The following is a 3987-nucleotide window of genomic DNA, read 5'->3' on the forward strand; positions in this document are numbered from 1 at the left end:
CCTCGACCCGGGCGGGCGCCGGCGCGGCCGGGGCGATGTCGGAGAGGCGGGCCTGGGCGGCGTCCAACGCCGCGCCGGCCTGGGCCACGCGGCTGTCGGCGGCGCGGACTTGATCCTCGCGGGCGCCGAGGGCGGCGGCCTGGCGCTGGCGGCGGGCGGCGGCGACCTGGGCGGCCGCGGCGTCGCGCGCGGCCTGGGCGTCGTCGAGCCGGGCCTTGGCGTAAAAGCCCTTCTGCACCAGCGGGCGGACGCGGCGCAGGGTCGCCTCGGTGTCGCGCAGGCTTGCCTCGGCGGCGGCGAGATTGGCGTCGAACACGGCCAGTTCGACCGGGCGCTGGCCCTTGCGGGCGTCGGCCGCCTGGGCCTGGGCGGCGGCGACCTCGGCCTGCGCCTGGTCGCGTGCGCCGCGCAGTTGCGAAGGATCGACCACGAACAATCGCTGGCCTGCGCCCACGGTGTCGCCGCGCTGGACCAGCATCTGGTCGACGCGGCCGGAGACCGGCGAGGCGAGATAGAGCGGCTCGCCCTCGACATAACCGGACAGGACCGCCGGCTGCGTCAACCGCGGAACCAGCCAGATCACCCCCACGATGACGGCGGCGGCCAGCAGCAGGCCAGGGACGAGCAGGCGCTGGGGCTTCATCCGGCGGCTCCGGCGGACATGCCGCCCAGCCATGTTTCCACGTGCTGGCGGGCGAGGGCGGGGATATCCAGCGGGGCGGCGCCCACCGGAACGAAGGTCTCGCGCCAGATGACGCCGACCAGCATCGGCGCGACGAGGCCGATGGCGGCCTGACGCGGATCGCAGGGGCGCAGCTCGCCGCGTGCCTGGGCTGCGGCGATGGCGGCGGTCATGGCCGCGAGGGCCGGGGCGACCAGGGTGTCGTGCCAGGCCTGGGCCAGATGCGGGAAGTTGCGCGATTCCCCGACCACCATCTTCAGCACTCCGCCCAGGGGCGACGAGGCGGCCAGGCCAGCCATGGTCGGTACGATGTCGCGCAACAGGTCGGGGAAGGCGTGCGAAGGGGCGGCGACGGCTGCCCGGACCTGGGCGAGATGGGGCGCGACCGCCTGCTCGACCACGGCGCGGAAGACGTCCTCCTTGGTCGCGAAATAGAGATAGATCGCGCCCTTGGAGACGCCTGCGCGTGCGGCGATGTCCTCCAGCCGCGCGGCGGCGAATCCCTTTTTGGCGAACACCTGGAAGGCGGCGGCGACGATCTCGTCGGGCCGGTCGGCCTTGCGGCGCTTGAGCTTGGGGGCGGCGGTCGAGGACATGGCTCTAAATAACTGACCAGATAGTCAGTAATATGAAGATCGGTGTTCCGCAAGCCGGAGCATGGGCGAATTTCGGCGTGGCTCAATCTCAGGTCGGGGAAAGCCGCGTTTTCCGGGGGGTGCGACCGAACGCCGCCGCAACCATGTCGGCCAAGGCCCGTTTTTCGCGGCGAAGCCTGCCCGTGCGAATGCGGGGAAGTCCTGCTGTGCCAGGGGTCTTTGAATGTCCGGGCTTTGGAAGAGGCGGCTGGAGAGGTCGTAGGAAACGATGATTGGTACGAAAACGCGCGGGGTGGTCTTGAGCGCTCTGGCGATCGGGACGCTGGGCCTGGGGGGCTGCGCCACGAAGAAATACGTCAACGAACAGGTCGGCGTCGTCGACGCCAAGGTCGCCCAGCATGAAACCCGCCTGGGCGAGTTGGACCAGACCTCCCGCGAGGCCCTGGAGCGGGCGACCGCGGCCGGCAAGCTGGCCGAGGGCAAGTTCCTCTACCAGGTGGTGCTGTCCGACGACGCGCTGAAGTTCCCGACCGGCAAGGCGACCCTGTCGTCGGAGGCCGAGGAGCGGCTGACCGCCCTGGCTGACCGCCTGAAGGGCGAGAACAAGAACGTCTATGTCGAGGTGCAGGGCCACACCGACGCCACCGGCTCGCCCGAGGGCAACATCCGCCTGGGCGCCGACCGCGCCGAGGCCGTGCGCCGCTATCTCAACAAGCAGGGCGTGGCCCTGAACCGGATGGCGACCATCTCCTACGGCGAGGACGAGCCGGTCGCGCCGAACAACACCCGCGACGGCCGTGCGGCCAACCGTCGGGTCGTGGTGGTCGTGCTGTCCTAAGGGCGGCCTGGCAAGATCGACGAAGGCCCCGTGCGTTGGCGCGGGGCCTTTTTCGTGCGCGTTCGAAGAACGTCGTTATGAAGCTTGGCGTTGGGGAACGCGGGCGAAACGAAGCGTGTCCGAATCAGCGACTCGCGCCGATTCAGGCTTTGTTCCCTACAAGGGATTGTATATCGCCGCGCTTGAAGCACAATCGGATCGGCGCCCGCGCCGGCCAATGCATCGAAAAGACTCAAGGTTTCGGCGGCTCCGCCTTGACGCCCGATGCGGGCTTCGACTATATCGCCCGCTCCTTCGCGCGGGTCCTCCCGCCGCACATCCCTTTCTCGCGTAGGTCATAAAGCCATGTCGCGTCGTTGCGAACTCACCGGTGTCGGTCCCATGGTCGGCCACAACGTCAGCCACTCGAACATCAAGACGAAGCGCCGCTTCCTGCCGGCCCTCTCGCCGGCGACGCTGCAGTCGGACGCCCTGGGCCAGTCGTTCAGGCTGCGCATCACCAATGCGGCCCTGCGCACCCTGGACTTCAAGGGCGGCCTGGACGCCTTCCTGGTCGGCGCCCGCGACGAGAACCTTTCGCCGCGCGCCCTGAAGATCAAGCGTCAGCTCAAGGCCAAGCTGGCCGAGCAGCCCGCCGCCTAAGCCCTCCAGGCTTTCGGAAGTTTCGAAAAGGCCGTCCCTCGGGGCGGCCTTTTTGCTTATCGGCGAAGCTATCGGCAGGGGGCGGGAAAACCTGCCAGAATCGAACGGTTCGCGGGGATAGAGCGCCCGCGGGGGCGTTTTCGCCTGCCGATAGCGGGGCTATCGGCAGGTTTAGGGTGGAGGCGTTGCAGAAACCCGCCGCTACCCCTTCCAGTCGAACGCCAGGAGCAGGGTGCGCTGGATGCTTTGGAAGTTGTCGTCCGAGAGCAGGTAGAACCGGATGCTCCCGTCCTTGGCCGGGACCGCGGCCAGGGCCTCGAAATTGTCGACCGTGTAGGGGCGGGCCAGCTCCAGGCGGCCGAGCTCGCGGCCGTCCGAAGCCTGGATGGTCAGGGTCACGCGGCTGCCGCGGATCGGGTCCCAGGCGCGCAGCAGCCAGGCCGTGCGGCCTTCCGACAGGCGCGCGAGGGCGACGAGGCCGAACTCCGGCGGCTTGGCGACCACCGGGCCGGAAACGCAGGCGCCCGAAAGGCGGCAGGTCCAGGTCTGGCCGCTCTCTTCCCCGCCGGCGACATAGGCGTCGGGGCCAGCGGCCGGATCGGGGCCGAGCGCCTCCATGCCGCCATTGGGCGGGAATTTCGCGTCGGGCGAGGGAACCGGGCGCGGGACGCCGCCATCCTTCGGATAGAGCCAGATCCGGTGATTCTGCTCGAAGGAGACCAGCAGGTCGCCATTGGCCATCAGGGCCAGGCCTTCGGAATCGGCGGCGAGCTTGCCGGGCAGCGGCTTGCCGTCGAGGCCGGGCAGGGCGGTGATCCTCGCCGAGGCGAGGCCCGCGACGCGGCCCTGGCGGTCCAGCACGATCTTCGCCTTCAGGAGGTCGCCCTCGTCGCTGACCGCGGTCAGGTTCACCCCGTCGGTGACCGCCATGTCGGAGAGGCCGTGGAAGCGCGCAGTGTCGGCCGAGGAGAGGGCCACGCCGCCGGCGTAGCGGAAAGCGCCGACGGCGCTCTGGGCCGGGTCGGCGGGGTTGAGCGCGACGGGCACGGCGGCGACGGCGATCTCCCCGGTGGCGGCGACCGGCGCGGTCGGCAGGGGCGGGGCCGCGCAAGCGGCGAGAGCGAGGGCGGCGAGGAGGGAGGCCAGGACGCCCCCTCCGTCTCGCCGCTGGCGCGGCGATCCACCTCCCCCAGGGGGGGAGAAATTGAGGACGTGCATCATGCCACTGC

General features: G+C 70.3%; 5 protein-coding genes. 2 read left to right on the forward strand and 3 right to left on the reverse strand.

Features of this window, described 5'->3' with window-relative positions; genetic code table 11:
- On the reverse strand, positions 1-643 hold a 643-nt coding region (locus tag ACE3TL_RS16625; RefSeq protein WP_374579774.1), incomplete at its 3' end, for a biotin/lipoyl-binding protein.
- Positions 640-1278, reverse strand: coding sequence for a TetR/AcrR family transcriptional regulator (locus ACE3TL_RS16630; RefSeq protein WP_374579775.1), 639 nt, complete (start codon positions 1276-1278; stop codon positions 640-642). The genes ACE3TL_RS16625 and ACE3TL_RS16630, both read right to left, overlap by 4 nt.
- Positions 1279-1546: 268 nt before the next feature.
- Here ACE3TL_RS16630 and ACE3TL_RS16635 point away from each other — a divergent pair, with 268 nt between their 5' ends.
- Together ACE3TL_RS16635 and rpmB are read left to right on the forward strand one after the other, a co-directional pair.
- Positions 1547-2116: an OmpA family protein gene (locus tag ACE3TL_RS16635; RefSeq protein WP_374579776.1), complete on the forward strand. Its 570-nt coding sequence runs from the start codon at positions 1547-1549 to the stop codon at positions 2114-2116.
- Positions 2117-2461: 345 nt separating this feature from the next.
- On the forward strand, positions 2462-2758 hold the full coding sequence (gene rpmB / locus ACE3TL_RS16640; RefSeq protein ID WP_374579777.1) for a 50S ribosomal protein L28: 297 nt from the start codon (positions 2462-2464) through the stop codon (positions 2756-2758).
- A gap of 201 nt (positions 2759-2959) precedes the next feature.
- Here rpmB and ACE3TL_RS16645 read toward each other — a convergent pair.
- Positions 2960-3987: esterase-like activity of phytase family protein (locus tag ACE3TL_RS16645; protein WP_374579778.1), on the reverse strand; the 1028-nt coding region annotated here is incomplete at its 5' end.

Source organism: Phenylobacterium sp., assembly GCF_041920015.1.
Classification (GTDB): domain Bacteria; phylum Pseudomonadota; class Alphaproteobacteria; order Caulobacterales; family Caulobacteraceae; genus Phenylobacterium.

What these genes read in the sequence shown, in the direction of transcription:
- ACE3TL_RS16630 (WP_374579775.1), bottom strand. Translation starts at nt 1,278, where the DNA reads ATGTCCTCGACCGCCGCCCCCAAGCTCAAGCGCCGCAAGGCCGACCGG.
- ACE3TL_RS16635 (WP_374579776.1), top strand. Translation starts at nt 1,547, where the DNA reads ATGATTGGTACGAAAACGCGCGGGGTGGTCTTGAGCGCTCTGGCGATC.
- rpmB (WP_374579777.1), top strand. Translation starts at nt 2,462, where the DNA reads ATGTCGCGTCGTTGCGAACTCACCGGTGTCGGTCCCATGGTCGGCCAC.